17 protein-coding genes and 3 pseudogenes are annotated in these 19,896 nt (G+C 57.4%); 10 read left to right on the forward strand and 10 right to left on the reverse strand.

Annotated features, from left to right (window positions below; translation table 11 throughout):
• The first annotated feature begins 62 nt into the window (after positions 1–62).
• Positions 63–980, forward strand: coding sequence for a LysR family transcriptional regulator (locus tag KW837_RS07560; RefSeq protein WP_218395086.1), 918 nt, complete (start codon positions 63–65; stop codon positions 978–980).
• A 77-nt stretch (positions 981–1,057) separates the two neighbouring features.
• Here KW837_RS07560 and KW837_RS07565 read toward each other — a convergent pair whose 3' ends face one another.
• Entirely contained in the window at positions 1,058–2,083 is a 1,026-nt protein-coding gene (locus tag KW837_RS07565) for an AraC family transcriptional regulator (protein WP_218395087.1), read from the reverse strand.
• Positions 2,084–2,214: 131 nt separating this feature from the next.
• Here KW837_RS07565 and KW837_RS07570 point away from each other — a divergent pair, with 131 nt between their 5' ends.
• The 3 genes from KW837_RS07570 to KW837_RS07580 are packed head-to-tail and all read left to right on the forward strand — an operon-like array spanning position 2,215 to position 4,904.
• Complete coding sequence (locus KW837_RS07570; protein WP_095631998.1) at positions 2,215–3,399, forward strand: acetyl-CoA C-acyltransferase family protein; 1,185 nt, start codon at positions 2,215–2,217, stop codon at positions 3,397–3,399.
• Between the two features lie 13 nt (positions 3,400–3,412).
• Positions 3,413–4,264 carry a 3-hydroxybutyryl-CoA dehydrogenase gene (locus KW837_RS07575; protein ID WP_218395088.1) on the forward strand — a complete coding sequence of 284 codons (852 nt, stop codon included), beginning with the start codon at positions 3,413–3,415 and terminating at the stop codon, positions 4,262–4,264.
• Positions 4,251–4,904, forward strand: a complete 654-nt coding sequence (locus tag KW837_RS07580; RefSeq protein WP_218395089.1) for a TetR/AcrR family transcriptional regulator — start codon at positions 4,251–4,253, stop codon at positions 4,902–4,904. Before KW837_RS07575 ends, KW837_RS07580 begins: the two co-directional genes overlap by 14 nt.
• A 121-nt stretch (positions 4,905–5,025) precedes the next feature.
• Here the strand turns inward: KW837_RS07580 and KW837_RS07585 are convergent, their stop codons facing one another.
• The 4 genes from KW837_RS07585 to gabP form a co-directional block, all read right to left on the reverse strand.
• Positions 5,026–6,261, reverse strand: a complete 1,236-nt coding sequence (locus KW837_RS07585; RefSeq protein WP_033036557.1) for a saccharopine dehydrogenase family protein — start codon at positions 6,259–6,261, stop codon at positions 5,026–5,028.
• A 27-nt stretch (positions 6,262–6,288) separates the two neighbouring features.
• Entirely contained in the window at positions 6,289–7,386 is a 1,098-nt protein-coding gene (gene nspC / locus KW837_RS07590) for a carboxynorspermidine decarboxylase (RefSeq protein ID WP_218395090.1), read from the reverse strand.
• Positions 7,387–7,623: 237 nt separating this feature from the next.
• Positions 7,624–8,715, reverse strand: coding sequence for a GlxA family transcriptional regulator (locus tag KW837_RS07595; RefSeq protein WP_218395091.1), 1,092 nt, complete (start codon positions 8,713–8,715; stop codon positions 7,624–7,626).
• A 112-nt stretch (positions 8,716–8,827) separates the two neighbouring features.
• Positions 8,828–10,234, reverse strand: a complete 1,407-nt coding sequence (gabP, locus tag KW837_RS07600; protein WP_063343841.1) for a GABA permease — start codon at positions 10,232–10,234, stop codon at positions 8,828–8,830.
• Positions 10,235–10,664: 430 nt separating this feature from the next.
• Between gabP and KW837_RS07605 the strand changes: the two genes are divergently transcribed.
• On the forward strand, positions 10,665–11,354 hold the full coding sequence (locus KW837_RS07605) for an SOS response-associated peptidase family protein (RefSeq protein WP_218395092.1): 690 nt from the start codon (positions 10,665–10,667) through the stop codon (positions 11,352–11,354).
• A gap of 248 nt (positions 11,355–11,602) precedes the next feature.
• On the opposite strand, the gene KW837_RS07610 is transcribed toward KW837_RS07605, so the two are convergent.
• Positions 11,603–12,367: a tetratricopeptide repeat protein gene (locus KW837_RS07610; RefSeq protein WP_218395174.1), complete on the reverse strand. Its 765-nt coding sequence runs from the start codon at positions 12,365–12,367 to the stop codon at positions 11,603–11,605.
• A 407-nt stretch (positions 12,368–12,774) separates the two neighbouring features.
• On the opposite strand from KW837_RS07610, the gene KW837_RS28730 reads away from it, so the two are divergent.
• Positions 12,775–13,173 (forward strand): hypothetical protein, encoded by a 399-nt coding sequence (locus KW837_RS28730; protein ID WP_256348550.1) that lies wholly within the window; start codon positions 12,775–12,777, stop codon positions 13,171–13,173.
• Positions 13,174–13,367: 194 nt separating this feature from the next.
• Here KW837_RS28730 and KW837_RS07615 read toward each other — a convergent pair.
• A pseudogene (locus tag KW837_RS07615) lies at positions 13,368–14,111 on the reverse strand (MFS transporter); the annotation flags it as partial.
• On the opposite strand from KW837_RS07615, the gene KW837_RS07620 reads away from it, so the two are divergent.
• Positions 14,068–14,610 (forward strand): LysR substrate-binding domain-containing protein, encoded by a 543-nt coding sequence (locus tag KW837_RS07620; protein WP_256348551.1) that lies wholly within the window; start codon positions 14,068–14,070, stop codon positions 14,608–14,610. The pseudogene KW837_RS07615 and the gene KW837_RS07620 overlap by 44 nt on opposite strands.
• Positions 14,611–14,752: 142 nt before the next feature.
• Positions 14,753–15,909: pseudogene (locus KW837_RS07625) on the forward strand (aminotransferase class V-fold PLP-dependent enzyme).
• A gap of 130 nt (positions 15,910–16,039) precedes the next feature.
• On the opposite strand, the gene KW837_RS07630 reads toward KW837_RS07625, so the two are convergent.
• Positions 16,040–16,939, reverse strand: coding sequence for a DMT family transporter (locus KW837_RS07630; protein ID WP_008075485.1), 900 nt, complete (start codon positions 16,937–16,939; stop codon positions 16,040–16,042).
• Positions 16,940–17,106: 167 nt separating this feature from the next.
• On the reverse strand, positions 17,107–18,186 hold the full coding sequence (locus KW837_RS07635) for an SDR family oxidoreductase (protein WP_218395093.1): 1,080 nt from the start codon (positions 18,184–18,186) through the stop codon (positions 17,107–17,109).
• A gap of 74 nt (positions 18,187–18,260) precedes the next feature.
• Between KW837_RS07635 and KW837_RS07640 the strand changes: the two genes are divergently transcribed.
• Positions 18,261–18,650, forward strand: coding sequence for a MerR family transcriptional regulator (locus KW837_RS07640; protein WP_123494942.1), 390 nt, complete (start codon positions 18,261–18,263; stop codon positions 18,648–18,650).
• 343 nt (positions 18,651–18,993) lie between these two features.
• Complete coding sequence (locus KW837_RS07645; RefSeq protein WP_218395094.1) at positions 18,994–19,476, forward strand: GNAT family N-acetyltransferase; 483 nt, start codon at positions 18,994–18,996, stop codon at positions 19,474–19,476.
• A 38-nt stretch (positions 19,477–19,514) separates the two neighbouring features.
• On the opposite strand, the pseudogene KW837_RS07650 reads toward KW837_RS07645, so the two are convergent.
• Positions 19,515–19,713 (reverse strand): annotated as a pseudogene (locus KW837_RS07650) (IS66 family transposase); the annotation flags it as partial.
• Positions 19,714–19,896: the final 183 nt, after the last annotated feature.

Raw genomic sequence — 19,896 nt, forward strand, 5'->3', positions numbered from 1 at the left:
GAAACAGAGGCTACAATTCCGAGGTCCACGGACCTTTTTGTCCGCAATCAAAGGAGTGAGTGTTGGATAAGCTCAATGGCATCACGGTGTTTGTGCAGGTCGCCGAAAGCCGCAGTTTTGTTGGAGCCAGTCGTTTGTTGGGGATCTCCGCCTCTGCGGTGGGCAAGAGCATCGCGCGCATGGAAGAGAAACTCGGCGCACGCCTGTTCCATCGCAATACCCGCAGCATCAACCTGACCAGTGAAGGCTCGTTGTTTTTGGAGCGCTGCCGCCGGGTGCTCAACGAACTGGAAGCCGCCGAGCAGGAACTCTCCAGTTTCAGCGAGACACCGCGAGGCAAACTGCGCATCAGCCTGCCGCTGCTGGGCAACGTTCTGTTTATGCAGCTCTCACGATTCATGCAGCACTATCCAGAAATCCAGCTGGAACTGGACTTCACCGATCGGCTGGTGGATGTAGTCGAGGAAGGTTTTGACGCCGTGGTGCGCACTGGCCAGTTGCACGACTCCCGGTTAATGGCCAGGAAACTCGACAGCTTCAGCTTCTACCTCGTCGGCGCCCCCAGTTACTTTGCGAGCCACGGCTACCCACAGAATGTCGAGCAACTGCAGGAGCACCACTGTCTGCATTACAAACTGCCCTCCACGGGCAAACTGGAAAAATGGCCACTGTCGGGGCTTGCCGAAGGTACTGAGTTGAAAGTACCGGCCACGATGGTCTGCAATAATCTTGAAATGCTGATCCACATGGCCCGCCAAGGCCTGGGCATCGCCTGCGTCCCGGAGTTTGCGGTACGCGAGGCACTGGCGGCCGGAGCGCTGGTGTCGATACTGGACGACAAAGTGCTGCGCACACTGAACATCCAGGTGGTATGGCCGTCGAGCCGCTACCTGACGCCAAAGTTACGAGCGTTTATTGACTTTGTTTGTGATGGCGCAACGGCGGACCTCAGAAGTGGCAACGCAGCGGTAAGCGGTTGAGGCGTTACAGGACCGGTGTTCAGCGTCATGGCACGGAGGAACTGCTCGCGGGTCTGCGCATTGCGAGCAAGCGCAATTCATGAATCAGTTGCCTCCGATGCCTGAAACCGCGCCCGATACCGCCCCGGGCTCTCCCCCGTCCACTTCTTGAACGCGCGATGGAACGCGCTCGGCTCCTGAAATCCCAACTGCTCGGCAATATCGCTGATGCTCGCCTTGCTCTGGCGCAACCGTTCAAACGCCACCGCGCGCCGCACTTCATCCTTGATCTCCTGATACGAACAGCCTTCACGTCCTAGTTTGCGGCGAAAGGTGCTGGGGCTCAGGTGCTGTTCCAGGGCGAAGGCTTGTAAGGTCGGCCATTCGCTGTAATGGCTGTGGCGCAGACGCTGATGAACCTGCGAGGTCAGCCCATGCTGGTTGCGGAAGCGGATAACCAGCCATTGCGGTGCGGTGCGTAAAAACACTTTTAACGAAGCAAGGTCTTGAATCACCGGCAGGCGCAGGTAGTGACTGGCGAACTCGATTTCGGTGCGTTCGGTGCCAAAGGTCAGGTTGGGCCCCCACAGCATGGCATCATCACGCAGCGACAAACGCTGATGACGAAAGTCAGCCCGATCGATCGGAATGCGCCGCCCACCCAGCCAGCACAGCAGGCTGATCATCAACACCAGAAACGTTTCTTCGCCCAACCGGCTGACCTCGTTGCTTTGCGCACGGGTCTGCAAGCTGATGACAGCACGCTTGCCACGCACGCTCAACGTGCCGCGAAAATCACGCAGGAACAGGGCGAAATTGGCCAGGCACTGACGCATGGCTTTTTCCAGCGTCGGCTCCTGAATCAATGCCCGACAGATCAAGGCAAAACTGCCCGGCGGCATTCCATGGGAGTCCAACTGGAAAAATTCGTCGTTCAACTCACGAATCTGCACCAGCCACAACGCGGCGAAAGCCGTGGCCGGCACCCGTGCCGTCGGCTGGTCCATCAGTGCCGGATCAATTCCCACTTGTTCAAGCACTGACCGCAGACGCTGTGGTTCTTCACGTAGTGCATGGATCATGGGGTACATGAAGTAAACCGCCACCGAATCCGTTTCCCGCATTTGAATGCCTCTCTCGTCACATCTGAATATGGCAAAAAACGCCATCACCCTTGAACAGTTTTGGCATAGGCCAGTGGCGCTGCTGATTCTAGACTCGTGCCCAACAAAAAAGACCTATTCAGAGAGCCAACATGAACCATTCCGATATTTTTGTAGTGAGCGCCGTTCGTTCTGCCATCGGCAGTTTTGGCGGTTCACTCAAGGATGTGCCGCCTATTCAGTTGGCAACCGACGTTTGCCGCGCCGCCATCGAACGTTCAGGCCTGGCGCCCGAGCACATCGGTCATGCCGTGATGGGACATGTGATCCCGACCGAGGCACGTGATGCCTACATCTCCCGAGCCGTAGCGATCAATGCCGGCCTGACGAAAGAGACGCCCGCCTTCAACGTCAACCGCCTGTGCGGTTCGGGTTTGCAGGCGATTGTCAGTGCCGCGCAAAGTTTGATGCTGGGGGATGCAGGCGCTGCACTGGCAGGCGGCGTCGAGTCCATGAGCCGAGGCGCGTACTTGTTGCCACAGGCGCGCTGGGGCGCACGCATGGGCGACATGCAGGCCATCGACTACATGCTTGGGGTACTGCAAGACCCGTTTGCCGGTTTCCACATGGGTATCACCGCTGAAAATATCGCCGAGCACTATGGCATCACGCGTCAGGCCCAGGATGAATTGGCGCTGCTCAGCCAGCAGCGTGCTGCCCGGGCGATTGCCGAAGGGCGTTTTGCCGGGCAGATCGTGCCGATCGAAATTGAAACCCGCAAAGGGACGGTTACGTTTGCGACGGATGAGCATGTGCGGGCCGAGGTCAACGCCGAGCAATTGAGCCGTATGAAACCCGCCTTCAAAAAAGACGGTAGCGTCACCGCCGGCAACGCGTCCGGCCTCAATGATGGTGCCGGCGCACTGATCATGGCCACGGGCCAGACTGTTCAGGAACAAGGCCTCAAGCCTATGGCTCGACTGGTCGGTTATGCCCACGCAGGCGTTGAACCGTCGATGATGGGACTGGGACCGATTCCCGCCACCCGCCTGGTGCTTAAGCGCGCCGGCCTGACCGTTGCCGACCTTGATGTGATCGAGTCCAACGAAGCCTTCGCTGCCCAAGCCTGTGCCGTAGCGCAAGAACTGGGCTTCGATCCACAGAAGGTCAACCCCAACGGTTCGGGCATCTCGCTGGGCCATCCGGTGGGCGCCACTGGCGCGATCATCGCCACCAAAGCGATTCACGAACTGCATCGCTGCCAAGGCCGTTATGCCCTGGCGACCATGTGCATCGGCGGCGGCCAAGGCATCGCCGTGTTGTTCGAGCGGGTTTGATAAGGGCATGCGCATGAATCTTCAGAACATTGGCGTCATCGGCGCCGGCACCATGGGCAATGGCATCGCGCAAGTCTGCGCCCTGGCCGGCTTCAACGTGACATTGATCGACATTGCCGAGAGTGCCTTGCAAAAGGCAATTGCGACCGTCGATAAAAACCTTGATCGGCAGGTCGCCAAAAACACGCTGACGCCTGAGCAAAAGCTCGCTGCCCTCGACAAGATTCGCACCAGCACCGATTACAACAGCCTGCAAAACGTGCAGCTGGTGATTGAAGCCGCCACCGAAAATCTCGACCTGAAACTGCGCTTGCTGCAACAAATCGCCGCGCAGGTCAGCGCTGACTGCGTGATCGCCTCCAACACGTCGTCGCTGTCCATTACGCAGCTCGCCGCCAGTGTGAGCCAGCCTGAACGTTTCATCGGTCTGCACTTTTTCAATCCGGTGCCGGTGATGGGCCTCATCGAAGTGATTCGTGGCCTGCAAACCAGCGATGCCACCCACGCCCTGGCGCTGGACATGGCGACCACTCTCGGCAAAACCGCGATCACCGCCGGCAACCGTCCGGGTTTCGTGGTCAACCGGATTCTGGTGCCGATGATCAATGAAGCGATCCTGGTGTTTCAAGAAGGCCTGGCCAGCGTCGACGACATCGACGCCGGCATGCGCCTGGGCTGCAACCAGCCGATCGGCCCGCTGGCGTTGGCGGACCTGATCGGCCTGGACACCGTGCTGGCAATCCTTGAAGCCTTCTATGACGGCTTCAACGACAGCAAATACCGCCCCGCTCCACTGCTCAAGGAAATGGTCGCCGCCGGTTACCTGGGACGCAAAACGGGGCGTGGCTTCCATGTCTATGCCTGAGCGGTGCTCACGCTTCGCCGAATACCGGGACAAGGTGCTGGAGCTCTTTGCCAGCAAGGGTTTCGGTCAAGTCGGCATGCGTGAGCTCGCGACCTGCCTGGGGCTCGCCCCGGGCTCGCTGTATTACCATTACCCCAGCAAGCAGCACCTGCTGCTCGACCTGATCGAGGAGTTTTACGAAGAGCTGCTGGCCACGTTGGGGCGCATCGAACAAACGGCCCCGGCAAAACGCGACAGACTCAATCAATTGATTCGCGCGCACCTGAATCTACATCAGGAAATGCCCTGGCATTTTCGTCTGGTGGAGCGCGACAGCGGCTGCCTGAATGAAGAGCAGCAGCAACGGGTCCGGCAGCTGCGCGAGCAGTACGAACGCAAGTTGCTGCTGATACTGCGCATCCGCCCCCGGTTCAGTGAACAGGGCGTGTTGGCCGCCGGTCATGCCATTGCCGCCCTGCTCAACAGCGCGCCCAGTTGGCTGACGCACTATTCGCTGGATGAACAAGAGCGCGATAATCTGCTGGAAAACATGGTGAGTGGCGCCATCGAGCGATTACTGGCGCCAGGTGATAAGCCGCGCCTGGCCAGTGTGATCAAAAAACAGGACGTGTATCCACGGTCGCAAGACCCCATGCAATAAAATCCCGCACCGGGATTGGCACAACAGATGACGCACAAACAAAAACGCCGCTCAATGAGCGGCGTTTTTGTGTTTGGAGCGAAATACAAGATTCACCTGTATTTCGCACGCCTCAGGCGTTTCAGCTCCAGGGACGGTCTCCATTCTCGTCCTTGATGCGGGTCGGCAGACCCATCACATCCAGCGCCTTGAGGAACGGCTCGGCCGGTAGCTCCTCGACGTTGGCCATGCGTTGCACATCCCATTCGCCACGGGCGACCAACAGGGCGGCCGCCACAGGTGGCACGCCAGCGGTATAGGAAATGCCCTGGCTGTCGGTTTCGGCAAAGGCTTCTTCGTGGTCGGCGACGTTGTAGATGAACACTTCGCGCGGCTGGCCATCCTTGGTGCCTTTGACCAGGTCGCCAATGCAGGTCTTGCCGGTGTAGCCGGGAGCCAGCGAGCTCGGATCAGGGAGCACGGCCTTGACCACTTTCAGCGGCACGACTTCCAGGCCTTCAGCGGTTTTGACCGGTTGCTCGGAGAGCAGGCCGAGGTTCTTGAGTACGGTGAACACATTGATGTAGTGCTCGCCAAAGCTCATCCAGAAACGCACGTTGGGCACGCCGAGGTTCTTGGACAGGGAGTGCACTTCATCGTGGCCGGTCAGGTACAGGTTCTGCGCCCCTACGACTGGCAGGTCGTCGGTGCGTTTGACTTCGAACATCGTGTTGCTGGTCCACTGACTGTTCTGCCAGCTCCACACTTGTCCGGTGAATTCGCGGAAGTTGATTTCCGGATCGAAATTGGTGGCGAAATACTTGCCATGGGAACCGGCATTGACGTCGAGAATATCGATCGAATCAATACGGTCGAAATACTGTTGTTGCGCCAACGCTGCATAGGCGTTGACCACACCCGGGTCGAAGCCCACACCGAGGATGGCGGTGATGTTCTTCTCTTTGCATTCCTCGAGGTGCTTCCACTCGTAGTTGCCGTACCAGGGCGGCGTCTCGCAGATTTTGCCCGGTTCTTCGTGAATGGCGGTGTCCAGGTAGGCCACGCCGGTATCGATGCAGGCACGCAGCACCGACATGTTGAGGAAGGCAGAACCGACGTTGATGACGATCTGCGATCCGGTTTCGCGGATCAGCGCCTTGGTCGCCTCGACATCCATAGCGTTCAGCGAGAAGGCTTTGATGTCAGCGGGCTCTTTGAGGCTGCCCTTGGCCTTGACGCTGTCGATGATGGCCTGGCATTTGGAGATGTTGCGCGACGCGATAGCAATACGACCGAGTTCATCGTTGTGCTGCGCGCACTTGTGGGCCACCACCTTGGCGACACCTCCTGCACCAATGATAAGCACGTTCTTCTTCAATTTTTCTCTCTCTCCTTCTCTGCCAGCTTACGAAAGGCTGGACATGTAGTCGTTGAAACCAAACTCACGAACCACCTCGACACTACCGTCGAGTTGTTTCACTACGATGGACGGCATTTTCAGGCCGTTGAACCAGTTCTTCTTGACCATGGTGTAACCCGCCGCGTCGACGAACGACAGCCGATCACCGATGGCCAAGGGACGATCAAATTGATACTCGCCGAAAATGTCGCCGGCCAGGCAGGATTTGCCGCACACCATGTAGGTGTGTTCGCCCTCGCTGGGCGCCAACTTGGCATTCAGGCGATAGATCAGCAGATCGAGCATATGCGCCTCGATGGAGCTGTCCACGACGGCCAGGTGCTTGCCATTGTAGAGAGTGTCGAGCACGGTGACTTCCAGCGAGGCGCTCTGAGTAATGGCGGCTTCACCCGGCTCCAGGTAGACCTGCACACCGTATTTCTGCGAGAAGGCCTTGAGCCGCGCGCAGAACTCGTCGATCGCGTAGCCTTCACCGGTGAAGTGAATGCCGCCGCCCAGGCTGACCCATTCGACCTTGTGCAGCAGATGGCCGAACCGCTCTTCGATGGTGCTCAACATTTGGTCGAACAGGCCGAAGTCGGCGTTCTCGCAGTTGTTGTGGAACATGAAGCCCGATATCTGCTCGATGACTTGCTCGATCTTCACCGGATCCCACTCACCCAGACGGCTGAACGGCCGCGCCGGATCGGCCAACAGGTAATCCGAGCTGCTCACCTGCGGATTGACCCGCAGACCGCGCACCTTGCCGGCTGAAGCCTCGGCGTAGCGCTGCAGCTGGCCGATGGAGTTGAAGATGATCTTGTCGCAGTTGTCGAGCATCTCCTCGATCTCGTCGTCGGCCCAGGCCACGCTGTAGGCATGGGTCTCGCCAGCGAACTTCTGTCGACCGAGCTTGAGCTCGTAGAGCGACGACGACGTAGTGCCGTCCATGTATTGCTGCATCAGGTCAAACACCGACCAGGTGGCGAAGCACTTGAGTGCCAGCAGGGCCTTGGCCCCGGACTGTTCGCGCACATAAGCGATCTTCTGCATGTTCGCCAGCAGCTTTTGTTTGTCGATGAGGTAGTACGGCGTCTTGATCATTTCGAGGCCTCCGGCAAGGCCAGCCAAAAAAAGGATGCGCATTGTGCCTTCACTGGCAACTTATCGAAAGAGCAGAGAGCGCAGTTTGCCGAGCCGTCCTTGATTGGATCCAGAAGCCAGCGTCAGCGGCAGCTCAAACGGCGGCTGCTTTCTCGAACACAATGCAGTACTTCATCGCTCGGGAAGTATCGACGCTATTTCGGTTTCAGATGCTGACTTTATTGCGTACCGGATCGTTCAGGGTTTCAGAATTTTGATACTGGCGAACGTTGATTCATCACGAGCCTGATCCAGCAAACTCATCGGCCTTGCCATTGGCAACGCCTGTACAACCGGCCTTGATGTCACTTGCGGTTGCGTTTGCGTCGCCAAGCGCTCATCGCTGGGTGGAATGCCGAAATACTCGCGATAGCACTTTGAAAAATGGGGTGTGGACACAAAGCCACACACCACCGACAACTCTACTATCGAAATCGGCGTTTGCTTGAGTAACTGACGAGCGCGGATCAGACGCAGCTTGAGGTAGTAGCGTGATGGGGAGGAATGCAGGTATTTCTGGAATAACCGCTCCAGCTGTCGACGGGACAAACTGACAAAGTTCGCCAGTTCGTCGAGGTCGATCGGCTCTTCCAGATTGGCCTCCATCAAGGCGACGATTTCCTGCAATTTCGGTTGGTGGGTACCAAGCATGTGTTTAAGGGGCACGCGTTGATGATCCTGTTCGTTGCGGATTCGCTCGTAGACGAACATGTCGGAGATGGCTGCTGACAGTTCATGACCATGATCGCGACTGATCAAGTGCAGCATCATGTCCATTGGCGCGGTGCCACCGGAGCTGGTGAAGCGGTCTCGGTCAAGGGTGAATAGACTGGAGCTGAGGTTCACTCGCGGAAATGCTTCCTGCATGGCCGCCAGAAACTCCCAGTGCACACTGCAATCGAAGCCATCGAGCAAGCCTGCCTGGGCCAAGGCCCAACTACCTGTGCACACGCCCCCTATCCGCTTCGCGCGCCGCGCCTGGGCTCGCAACCAGGTAATGTGCTCACGGGTCACCGCGCTTTGAATGCCAATGCCACCGCAGACGATCACAGTATCCAGTATCGGTGCGTTATTGATCGCCGCATCCGGAGTGATCGGCATGCCATCGCTCGCCCACACCCGCTCGCCCCCAAAGCTGAAGGTGTGCCAGCGGTACAGCTCTTGTCCGGTCAACTGATTGGCCATTCGCAGAGGCTCAATGGCAGATGCCAAAGAGATCAGCGTGAACTGGTCCAGCAGCAAAAAACCAATGGTTTGCAGAGGAACGGCCTTGGAGGTGTCGTATGCCATCGATGTTTTTCTCGCAGTGAGCGGCAATGGCCCGTGGCGCTGGCGGCGTTAACCGCCCCGCCACTGCTGGCGCACTGAAAAGATCGCAAGCAGGTTTATGCTGATATGGCTGCTATGCACTTTCCGCCGACACTGCACTGCGCGGCTGCCCATGCTGACGCGCGGTCACAAGGCCGATAAAGGAAATCACCAGTGCCAGGCCGATGGTCGAAGAAACTTCCATACGGTGCTCAGGCGTCACCATCATCACCGCCAACGCTGCGCAGATGAAGGCGATGACCAACCAGGTAAGCCAGGGGAACAACCACATTTTGAAGGTCAGCGTGACATTCTGCCGAAGCAGAATCTTGCGCATGCGCAGTTGCGACACTGCGATAACCAGGTACACCAGCAAGGCAATGGCGCCGGAGCTGGCGAGCAGAAACTGAAACAGTCCGGCGGGCATGAAGTAGCTGAACAAGGTCACGCCGGCACCCAGTACGGTGCTGGCGATCACCGCTGCCCTCGGCACGCCATCCGACGACGTCACCTTCAGCGGCTTCGGTGCATCACCGCGTTTGCCCAGCGAAAACAACATGCGCGAGGCAATATAGATCGACGAGTTCATGCAGCTGGCCACGGCAATCAACACCACCACATCTACCATTAACTTGGCGTGGGGAATGTTCATCAGCTCCAACGCTCGCTGGTAAGAGCCCACCGACGCCAGCAACGGATCATTCCAGGGCACCACGGAAATGACCACGAAAATGGACAGCAGGTAGAACACCCCGATCCGCCAGATCACCGAGCGTGTGGCTTTGGCGATGTTCTGCGCCGGATTGCTGGATTCGGCAGCGGCAATGGTCACCGCTTCTGTACCGATGAAGCTGAACATGATGGTGATGAATGCCCCGACAACCGCAGACAAACCGTTGGGCGCGAAACCGCCATGTTCCTCCATGAGTCGACTCAACCCGCTGGCTTCGCGCTCGGGAATCCAACCCATCAACACCGCAAAACCAAGACCGATAAAGCCGATGATCGCCACGACCTTGGCCATCGCAAACCAGAATTCGAACTCGCCGTATTTGGACACGCTGAACAGGTTAGTCACGACCAACAGGATGATCGACGTCAAGGCAAACAACCAGGTATCGATCTGCGGGAACCATTGGTTCAATACATGCCCGGCCGCGAGCGCCTCGATGGGTATCACCAGCACCCAGAACCACCAATAGAGCCAGCCGATGGTGAAGCCTGCCCAACGCCCGATTGCCTGGTCGGCGTAGGTAGAGAAAGATCCGGTGTCCGGGTTGGCAACCGCCATTTCGCCCAGCATGCGCATGACCAGAACGACCAAAAGGCCGGAAAACAGATAAGCCAGCAATACCGCCGGCCCCGCCGCAGCGATGGCATGTCCCGAGCCAACAAACAAACCTGCGCCGATAATCCCCGCGATAGAAAGCATTGTGACGTGACGCGGTTTGAAACCCTGCGCCAACTGACCGTTCGAATCTCTGGAGTTCAGGTTATTCATTGTTTTTTTTTGTTCTCTGGTGATCGACGTTAGGCGTACTGACTGAGGGTCAGGCGATCATCATTTTTCCCTGTTGCCGCGTCTCGGACGCGGCGCACCTCAACGCTCCGGAGTTTCTAAATCAAGCATCACAGCCGCACACGGCCATGAAGTGACGCGCCACCTTACGCGTCTTGACCTGGAAGCCAGTAGCCCGAGTGCGCCACTTACGAGTCTGATTTCGACACGCGTTGCGCGTATCGCGTGTGGTGCATTACCCGAAAAAAAGAGACCGAAGCTGGCCATTGCCACTCAGCAATATAGGAATCGGCCTATGGCTCAGTGCGCGCCACACCCCAAACCGATGTTCGGGTCGACACTGAGACAAGGTTTCCTCATCAAGCCGCCAGGTTCTGGACTACGCTGAAAACACAACCGGAGGCTTCCAACTATGTGCGGACGTCTTTCCCAGTACCGAGGCATTCATGACTTTGTCGCGGCGCTCAACATTCCAAACGCATTGATCAACTATGCAGGAGACCAGCCTTTAGAGCTCTACAACGTCGCGCCATCCGCTCAGCTCGCCCTCTTCCACCAGGAAGGTCAGTTTATGCGAGCCGACATGGTGCGCTGGGGCTGGCGGCCACGCTGGGCAATGGAGCATGCCGCGCCGATCAAGGTCCGAGTAGACGGAGTTGCCCATAATCCATTCTTCAGAACGATATGGCCGCATCGGGCGATCATCGCGATCGACAACTGGTTTGAATGGGTGGACGGAGGTGGAGCGAAACCACAGCCTTATCTGATCCGGCGCAAGGATCGCGCCCCAATCTTCTGCACCGCAATAGGCCAGTATCCCACCGCCGAGCATGCACCGGAGGCGCATGACGGCTTCGTGTTCATCAGCGCCGACAGCAAGGGCGGCGTGGTGGATATACACGACTGGCAGCCAGTGACGCTCAATCCCGAACTGGCGCGGGAATGGCTGAATCCAGCTACATCGGAAAAGCGCGCGGAGCAAATAATGCTATTACAGTGGGAACCGCCGGAGGCTTTCGAGTGGTTCAAGGTCGACCGCGCTATCGGTAATATCCGCAATCAACAAAGCGGCCTGATCAATCCCAGCGATCCGCTTATCTGAGTTCCTGCTGATTCTATAAACTATCGCATCTGGTAGTGCTCGGCAGCGTGCATTGCCAAGTAGGCTTTGAGGTTTTCGTCACTTATACCCAAGGTGCACAAGATTTTAGCCATGAAACTGACCGGAGCAGCACCTGGAGCTGTAACTACGCGCTTATCAGCTACCGCATAGGGGACATCCTGATAGTAAGCCGCTCCACCAGCTGAAAAACGAGCCGAAACAGTCAGTCGACCCGGGACACCAGAAACTCAGCCATGCACCAGGTAGGCCCCTGATGGAACCCGATATCGCAGCTTCTTGCATTTGCCCGGTGCAGGCTGATGCCCCGGCGGACGATCAGGAAACCAGATTCGGCATTTACCCGGAGGTGGCATATGGCCGCGGGGTATCTCAACCTCACCGTACGCAGGCTCTGGCTCGACATTAACCATTTGCAATTGTCCTTCGGGCCCGGCTCTGCCAGCCGTCGGTGCATCCGAAACCCGATTTGCCTCTGCGCGAGTGAAGTTGTCAGCGTCGCGCCCAGTGTTCTGAGTGGATTGCTCAACAACCGCCATTTCCGCTTCGCGGCGCCTTTGGCTCTCCTCTGCCAACCCCTTCTGTACTGCGACCAGGTTCTCTTTGGTATTGGGTGGGGTACTCGAAGACTGGGCCTGCTGCGCCGCCTGGATCAATTGGAAGTTGCGGTTGCGCAACTCGACGTTGCGACCCACCCGCATGTTCGAGCGCACCGCCAAGGTTTCAGCCTGCTGGTACTGCCCCTGCTGAAGACGCAACACACCGAGGTAATGCAGCGTCGCGGGATTGTTCGGCTGGATATGCAGGGCACGCTCCAGCGTGGCGGCGGCCTGATCCAGTTGGCCATTTTCATACTGCCGCGAGGCGGTTTCGATCAGGGTCGTTGATGCGCTGTTGCTTTGCGCAGGCGCTCTTCGCTCGGCAGCAAACGAACAAAGCGACGCGACGGCGCAGAACACCAGAATGAGACCCGGCAGAAATCTCTTGGTTGGCATCAGGGGGCGGACTCGAGTGAATTCGGACGGCACTGCCGTAAAACAGACCACAGCGCTGCTCGGCAATTCCAATACCGGGCCGCTATTGACCTGGCCAATACCCTGAAGTTCCTGCGGCAACGGCCGTCGCAACCAGCATCATTTTTTACCATCCCAACATCTAAGCATGAGCTATTGCTGCACTTCGCGCAGAGCAGAAAACGGCCAGAAGCGGGCATCGAGAAAGCAAACTTCAAAAATGGTCGAACGCTGAGAGCGTTGGCTATTTAAGCAACGGTTCCCTAGAACTTTTCCCTATTTATCGGTCTATGTGGATAGGTACATTCGCCAGGTAAGCACGCCCCCCGCAGGCTTCCCACTGCCAGATGGCCACACGCCCTATTGTCAATCAGAGGTTGTCTTCGCGCATGAAATTCCATGTCCCACGGATGGTGCTCTTCGGCCTGTTCGCGTTCGCGGCAGTGGGCTCGGCATCAGCCACACAGATGAAAACTTCAACCCCTGTTTTCGCAACTGAAGCCCCAGCCGTACAGGCTCCTGTCCAGGCCGCCGGCAACCCTTGGCCGACCTTGGCGAGTATGGCCGGCAAGCAGCCAGGGCCGTTGCTTGCCCATGACGACCGATACTGGCATGACGGCCGTTGGCATGATCGTAGGGACAATTGGCGCCGAGACGACTGGCGCAGAGATCAGTGGCGTAGAGAGCAAGCCCGCCGAGAAGCTGAACGCCATCGTGATTGGGAGCGCCACCAGGATCGAGCCATGCGGCACCGTTACAAGGATGATCACGGTTATTATCGTCGCTAGTGCGAAGCCCCGGAACAATCCACCTGCAACACGGGGCGATACTGCCAGCCTGCAAAACCAAGACTCAAATCGGTCCGAAATAGCAGTGCTCGCCCACGTCGACGAGCTACGAATCAGATGTTTGTTCAGCGCTTCCCAAGTGAGTCAGACACTTTTTCAACAGGATCAGCCAAAAGCGGTCCTTCGAATTACAGTCACAGCTGAGAACGAACGGCTTTGCTCGAACGAAAGACCAGGCAACTCGCCGCCACTAGCACCCACGCAGCAATACCGCCATACAGCATCACCCAGCCAAACCCGTGCGCCAAAGCTGCGTTGGCGACATCGACCGAAATCGTAGTCCCCTGGCCAGTCTGCGCCAACACAGCAGTGTTGCCGGCCGAAATATTCTCCGCCAGCAACCGTAGTTGCACATCATCGGGCGAGCCATTTAACTGATTGCGCAGGGAAGACAGGATGCCTTCCACCAAGATGAATCCCATAAGCGCGATGTTGATGGCAAGACTGATCATACGAGCGCTGATATCGATGCCCGATGCCATGCCAGCACGCTCACTGGGCACCGATCCGGTGGTGGTATTGGTAACCGGCGTATTGGTCAGCCCCAGTCCGATCCCGGCAATCAGGCAGCCTGGAAGCATTGTCAACCAGCTGGCATGCGTGACACTGCTGCCCCATTTCATCAGCAGGAACCCCAGACCTATGGTGAACAAGCCTGAGGGAATCACCACGTCAGGTCGATAGCGCAGCGCCAGCCGTTCGCCTAACGGGGGGACAACCAGCGTCGGCAGCGTGTAGGCCAGCAGTGCCAGGCCGGTGCCGACACTGGCGTAGCCCAGGCTATTTTGAAAGTACAGAGGCAGGTAAATCATGAATGGCCAGAAGCTGAAGTTCATGCCTGCCGACCCTAGCAAGGCACCGGAGAAGCGGCGGATCCGTCTGGATGTAACCGTCGGCACCTACCTCGATCTGCGCGCGCAGGTCGATGCCGATGGGCTCGATCTGGCCGTGGTCATGGCATTGCCGGGCAGCCAGGCCGGCGGTACCGTGCTGCGCGAAACCCGGTTTGTCTGGGCCGCTGCGCATAGTTTCGACTTTACCGGCGATGCCCCTTTGCCGCTGGCGTTTGCACCAGCGCCCTGCTTGCACCGCCAGGTGGCCATAGAAGCGTTGGAGAGTTCCACCGTGGATTGGCGGGTCGCCTTTACCTCTCCAAGTCAACAAGGGCTGCGGGCGGCGGTACTGGCGGGGCTTGCCGTCACCGCTCTACCGCTGGGCGATCTAGAGCCCGGTATGGTGGTGATTGACGGTCAACATGGCCTGCCACCGCTGCTGGATGCTGATTTCAGACTTATATGGAGTGTCACGGGAAAGACGCCCGCGGCCAATGCATTTGGACAACTGCTGGTGGAGATGTCTGAGTCGCCATTGATCTAGAACAAGCCAGATGTGGATTTCGCGTAGAAGTGCGATTTCCAGTCCAGTTTTGAGTACCTGTCGCGCTCACTGCAATCTTGTCATTTGCCAAGGCTTAGGGCAGGGTCGATACCACTGAGATCTCTGCCAAAGGAGTCACCCCATGTCAAAGCTATATCCCAGTATCGATCCCGAGGGGCTGCTCGAGTACTCAGTGGTCTACACCGACCGCTCGCTCAACCACATGTCGCAGTCATTTCAAGGCGTGATGAAGAACATTTCCAGGACCCTGAAACAGGTCTACAACGCCCAGGCTGTTGCGGTGGTCCCGGGCAGCGGCACATTCGGCATGGAAGCGGTGGCGCGACAGTTTGCCACCGACCAGCAATGCATGGTGATACGCAACGGCTGGTTCAGCTATCGCTGGAGCCAGATCCTTGAGATGGGCAACATCCCGGCGGCCACCACGGTGCTGAAAGCCCGACCGGTCGACACGGGTCGCCAGGCTGCCTACGCCCCACCCCCTCTGGACGAAGTGCTGGCAGCCATTCACGCGCAGAAGCCGCAGATTGTCTTCGCCCCCCACGTTGAAACCTCATCAGGGATCATCCTGCCCGACGAGTACCTGCGGGCCGTCGGCGAGGCCGTGCATGCGGTGGGTGGCCTGTTCGTGCTGGACTGCATCGCCTCAGGCACGCTTTGGGTTGATATGCAGAAATGCGCAGTCGACCTGCTGATCAGCGCACCGCAGAAAGGCTGGAGCGCCTCCCCTTGCTGCGCCCTGGTGATGCTCAGTTCTTTGGCCCTCGAGCGCATCGAGCAGACGCATAGCAGCAGCTTCGCCTGCGACCTGAGAAAGTGGCTTCAGATCATGCAGGCCTACGAACAGGGCGGACATGCCTACCATGCGACCATGCCCAGCGATTCCCTCGCGCGGTTTAACGAAGTGATGAAAGAGACGCAAGCCTACGGTTTCGACAAGGTCCGCGACGAACAACAGGCTCTGGGCGATCGGGTGCGCGCGATGTTGACCGGCAAAGGCATCAAAAGCGTGGCCGCAGCCGGCTTTCAGGCCCCTGGCGTAGTGGTGAGCTACACCGATGATGCCGACATCAAGAGCGGTAAGAAATTGCCAACCACGGCCTACAGATCGCCGCCGGAGTGCCGTTGCAATGCGACGAGCCGGCCGACTTCCAGACCTTCCGCATCGGTCTGTTCGGACTCGAAAAGCTGCACAATATCGAGCGCACGGTCAGCACCCTCGAGCAGGCACTGGACGAGGTGATGGCAGCCCTGGGCACTGCCGGCCGATGGCGCTGATCTTCGACGAATATGACGCTGGTCGCCGGGACGTCATGTTGAAACCATAAGGGAAAGCCCGTGCACGCGTCTTACTGACACGTGCGTCCTTCAGCGCTATCAGAAAAGGTTTCCAACATCCGAAAATAGCTCACTCGGTCGAAGGAACGGATGCTTTGCTGCCCAAGCGGATTAATTCATTGGAGAAACACAGGCCGACGATGATCAGTGCCGCTCCCGCGTACAGGCTTTCGCGCGGTACTTCGTTGAGCGCCACAAACGCCAGCAGCGCGGCGAACAGTGGCTCGGTCAGCTCCAGCGCTTGCACTTGGGATGGCTTTAGATACTCGATGGCCTTGGTGGTGCAGAAGAAGCCCAGGATTGTCGGCAGCGTGGCCAGCGCCAGCAGCGCGGCGATCGCCAGCGGCGACAGCTCGCCCATCGCGAAACCATCGGCCGCAGCCGGCATCAGCAAGTACAGGCTGCCAAAGAACAACAATTGTCGGGTGAAGTGCAGCCCCCCCGACACACCCATACGCTTCATGGCAACCGAAAAGGCCCCATAGCCGGAGCCGGCCATGGAGGCGAGCGCAGCACCTTGCAGGGTAAAGCCCTGCTGCAGGTCGCCGCCGAAGATCACCGAGATCCCAGCGATAGCCAGTGCGGCACCAACGGTAGCGTTCGCGGTGATGGCATCCTTGAGGAAAATGCGCCCCAGAATGATCGAGGAAATTGAGGCACTGGCCATCAGCACCACCACCACACCTGCCGCAGCGTAGTGTCGATAGGCGGACGTTTCGAAATGGAACAGCACAAAGATGCCAAGGAATGCGCAGATAGCCGCCTGAGTCCATTTGGTCGACGCCGCCGGGCGCTTGAGGAAAAACAATAAGATCGAGAGCAAAACGCAACCCAGTACGGTCTTGATGACAGCGACACTGCTAGCGGTGAAACCATTACTCATGAGTATTTTGCTGAGTACACCGATCGTTGCGTTCAGTGCCGCAGCGGAGAGTGCAAATATGACGCCTTTGCTGAAAGTAGATTGCATTGATGACGATCCCTGTCGCTGAATTGTCGTTCGATAGAATGCCGCCCTATATCGACGGCGCAAAGTTTGAGGATACGAAGATCCCACCAACCCCAGTATTTATTGTGGCATAAGCTGGATCGCCCAGTAGGATGCTATTCGCCTTCTTGTCGCCGCCAAGGGAGAAGTCAGAGGGCCTGGCCCTTGGCTATGCAATATGAGTTGACGAACGCTGCAGTGTGCTGCAAAGACTGACGTATATCCGGTTTGGCTATTCCATGCCTGTTGGCAAATTGCTCGACCGCCGCTGTATCAAAACGAGTGGTCTGGATAAAGTCCAAGGCTTCGGGTTTTGTATTCAAAAACCACGCGACGGGAGGAATACTCAGTAGCAACTTCAGCAATCGGAGTGAAATGTGATGCTTGGGAGACTTTAAGCCCAAAGGTTGTGCCACCTGTATCAGGAGTTCTCGCAAGTTTGGAGTTCGGTCATCAAGCGCCAGCAGTTCCTGGCCCACCATGGCAGGATCAAAAGCACAAACTGCCACCAGCTCAACCAGGTAATCCACGGTGACCAGTGGCAGCCAGTGCTCGGCGGTACCGGGCACTGCAGTCAGCTTTCCCTGCACAAGGTTGCGTATCAGCTCCACCAGCGGCTGACCGTCAAGGATGTGCCCCGTGCGGCTGTGGCCACAGACCGTCGCAGGGTGGACGACGGTAATCTCCCCGCCCTTGGCGGACATGACCTCCAGGGTCGCAAAATGCGCCTCCAGCTTGCTTCCCTCGTAACCACCGACCTGTCGGTAGACGGCAGGCCAATTCGTCAACTCTGGATGACGAGGATCAATTCCGATGCGTTGCAGATGTTCATGATTTTTCAGCATGTAGCCGCCGATCATCACTAACCGGATTTGTTGCTCAGCCGCCAACAGCGCCACGCGCTTTGCCCCTTCCACATTCACCGCACGAGAATGCTCCACTGAAAGCCCCCATGCGAAGTGGGCGCCTAGGTGGAATATGACTCTGGCGTGCCTTAGCACTTCTCGGTCAGCAAGACTCAGCCCGAGGTTGTCCCGTTCCAGATCGCCAGCTACGGCAAATACCCGGGTTGCGCACCCTCCCAAATTATCGACTTGCTCGCGCAGTGCAGCTAGTCGCTCTGGGCGACGCATCAACACCCGAATGGTGTGACCTTTTGCACTCAGGTACGCCACCAAATGTTGACCGATGAAGCCGGTACCCCCCGTGACAAAGCACTCCACGCTCATTTCCCTGCTCCTTGTTTAAGGTGAGAAATCAAGCGTAAACTATCGACCCAACTCTATAGTCAAGCGGTGTTTTCATGAAAATCGGCGAACTCGAGGCCCGCAGCGGCGCCAGCCGCCATACGCTGCGTTACTACGAGCAAATCGGCCTGATCTCACCGCTGCGGCAAACTAACAAATATCGCGTTTACACAACGCAAACTCTGCAGGATCTGGACTTTATCCAGCGCGCGCAAAGCATGGGGTTTTCCCTGGGGGAAATAGGCGAGATTCTGGATGCGCAGCGGAACAAGCTGATCGATTGTGCTGACGGCGCTAAGCTAATTGAAAAGAAGATGGCAGAAATCAAACAGAAAATCGCCAACCTCCAAAGCATTTATCGGTATCTGGATGAAGAGCGTGCAAACCTCGAAGCCAGTGCTGCCAAGCAACTTGAGCTTCAGCAGCTGAACAACTCTTCAAACTGAACTGTCAGCATCTAGAAAACGGAAGCTGCAGCCTGCTTCCAGTTTCAAGCCCCCCTTACGCATTTTCTAAAACCTTCTGGCCTGGCCCTGGACAGAAAGCGTCCGCCCAACAGACCTTGCGTGGTTAAACGGGCGCCCGTCTACGCGGCAGCTACTCGATAATCTCGCTCGGCCGCCGCATCGGCAGTCGCGTGAACACGCCCCTTAAATACGCAGTAAGCGCTCCGGCGAACACATCCCCTGAAGCTGATATGGAGCCATCGCCTCCATTGAACCGAAGCAGTAGTGTTATGCGGATTCTGTTTTCTATAATGACTGACCGGCCATGTTTAGGGTGCTTGTTATGCCAGCCTCCGCTGATCAAAACTCCGCTGTCGTTTTATGCGCAGCTTCCAATAACGACCTGGAAGATCTGGTAGCCATCAGGATTGAGGCCATGCGCGAGAGCCTTGAACGGCTTGGACGATTTAACCCAGATCGTGCGCGCGAACGATTTCTTGGTGGGTTCGACGCTAACAGCACACGCCGCATAGAAGTATCAGGTGATCTGGTCGGTTTTGTCGTTATCAAAGACCATCAGAGCGAGCTTCTGCTTGACCACTTGTATGTGATACCCAGTGCTCAAGGAGCAGGAATCGGTTCTGAAGTTCTTACTCAGATTTTCAGAGAGGCTGATGAGATCGGGCGTCCCATCAAGGTTGGTGCTCTCAAGGAAAGCGCTTCAAATCGTTTTTACACTCGCCATGGCTTTGTGTTCGTCGAAAGCGGTGAATTCGATAATTATTATGTCCGGATTAACGGTAATGCCGTTAATTTTGGCGACTAGGCAAATCTTGATACGGTGCCCCGTCAGAGGTTGCACCGTTAGATGGGCATCCACCTGTGCGGCAGTAGGTCGGTAATCTCATTCGCCCGCTGCGTCGGCAGGCGCCTTCAGATCATGACCATTCAGCCGCTCAGACTGGATCAAGCTCATGATCGCCGCCGCTCGTTTGCCGCTGCATAAGGAGCCGGCGAATAGTCAGTTTGAACGCCCGAAAGCCCATGGCCGGATTTGATTTTCACATCAACGAATTGCTCCAGATTTGCTAGACACATGATGTCTGCTTTGGGTCGATTGTGTTGAAAAAGTCGGCCATGGGAAATGTCCGTGGTCCACTGTAGACCATGGGTGAAAACGCCGGTCATATCAAACAAGGCCTGGCTCGATTGAAGAAATTGGACATCGGCTAGGTGCAACACCTTT

Source organism: Pseudomonas sp. PDM24 (assembly GCF_019218905.1).
In the GTDB taxonomy this organism is placed as follows: domain Bacteria; phylum Pseudomonadota; class Gammaproteobacteria; order Pseudomonadales; family Pseudomonadaceae; genus Aquipseudomonas.